Source organism: Ideonella azotifigens, from assembly GCF_006519715.1.
GTDB lineage: Bacteria > Pseudomonadota > Gammaproteobacteria > Burkholderiales > Burkholderiaceae_C > Ideonella > Ideonella azotifigens.
Window position 1 is genome coordinate 1 of record NZ_VIDT01000959.1, and the last position, 1640, is coordinate 1640.

Below are 1640 nucleotides of genomic sequence, written 5' to 3' on the forward strand. Positions count from 1 at the left end.
GCTGCGTTCCTACCGGGCCGATGAATGGCAAACCTGGTTCCGTGCCGCAGGCGTCGAGCCACCGGTCGTGCGCGGCATGGTGTTCGACGCTTCACTGGCGCTCGCCGAAGCGGCGGCGCTGGGCGCTGGCGTGGCGCTGCTGCCGGTGGACCTGTTCATCCGCGACCTGCGCAACGGCCGCCTGGTTCGCCTGTTCGACGTGCAGATCGACAGCGGCCGCTACTGGCTCACGCGGCTGGGTTCGCGCAAGCGCAGTGCGGCACTGCAGGCCTTCGAGGCCTGGATCAGCGCGGAGTGTGACGTGCTGTAGAGCCCTATAGTTTTCTATAGAGCTCTATAATCGACTCTAAAGCTGAGGCCCGAAATGGAAATCTTTCACCGTACGGCACTGGCCGCGGACATGGCAGGCAAAGTCATGTTCTTGTCACCCACGTCGGCATCGAGTTCAGGCCTCTTCCTGGCCGCGCCTCGCCGCACGGGCAAGTCCACCTTCCTTCGTGAGGACCTGCGCCCTCAATTGGAAGCCAAGGGTGCACTGGTCGTCTATGCGGATCTGTGGGAAGACCGCAAGGCCGACCCGGGCGATGTGATCGTGCATGCCGTCAGGGCCGAGCTGGCCAAGCATGACGGTGTCGTCAAGCGACTGGCCAAGGCCGCTGGCATGGACAAGGTGGCGGTGGGCGGGGTCTCCTTTTCGCTGGATCGCGTCGGCCTGGGTGACGGCGTTTCGCTCTCGGCCGCGTTTGCGGCCCTGTCCGACGAGAGCAAGCGCACCATCGTGCTGATCATCGATGAGGCGCAGCACGCCATCACCAGCGACAAAGGCAACGATGCCCTGTTCGCGCTCAAGGCGGCCCGCGACGAACTCAACAGCAGCCGGCATCACGGTCTTCGCATCGTGGCCACTGGTTCCAATCGAGACAAGCTGGCCATGCTGCGCAACAGCCGTGACCAGGCCTTCTTTGGCGCGCCACTGGTGAACTTTCCGGCACTCGGTGCCGACTACGTGCAGTGGTTCTGCGAACGTACCGATCTGCCCGCCGAGCTCGACGCTGCCAAAGTGCTGGAATTGTTCAGCCGGGCATCCTTCCGCCCGGAATTGCTGGGCGCAGCCGCAGACACGCTGCGTTTTGCTTTTGATCTCCAGCCCGCAGACGTGTCCGCACAGTTCACCCAGGCCGTGGAGGCGCAGATCGAGGCCAGCAGCCATGAACTGCTGCGCGTGGTGCACAGCCTGACGCCGCTGCAATCGGCCGTGCTGCGGGTGCTGGCTGCGCGCGGCACCGACTACGCGCCGTTCGAGGCCAACACGATTGGCGCCTACCAGGCCGTGCTGCAAGCGACAGGACAGCCCGCAGACGCCAAGGCAGACGTTCCCGGTGTGCAGCAGGCCTTGCTGGCGCTGCAGGAGAAGTCGCTCGTGTGGCGGGCCGCGCGAGGCGTGTACGCGCTGGAGGAAGCCTCGCTCAGCGAGCTGATGGCAGCCGACGGCCTGTTGGCCGTTGTGCCTGCGGCGGCAAGCTAGCTGGCGGGCTTGTCGGTTCAGCCGGCGCGGGCGACCTGCGCCGCGCTGTCCTTGACCGTTGGCTTGGCCGTGGCGCGGTGGCGTGTGGCGGTCTTGCCGGTGCCGGTCCTGGCGG

2 protein-coding genes are annotated in these 1640 nt (G+C 66.0%); both read left to right on the plus strand.

All coding sequences use genetic code 11. From position 1 onward, the window contains the following. Positions 1-310: LysR substrate-binding domain-containing protein (locus FKP22_RS29620; RefSeq protein ID WP_233447009.1), on the plus strand; the 310-nt coding region annotated here is incomplete at its 5' end. 105 nt (positions 311-415) lie between these two features. Then, positions 416-1525 (plus strand): AAA family ATPase, encoded by a 1110-nt coding sequence (locus FKP22_RS29625; RefSeq protein WP_231012262.1) that lies wholly within the window; start codon positions 416-418, stop codon positions 1523-1525. Positions 1526-1640 lie beyond the last annotated feature (115 nt).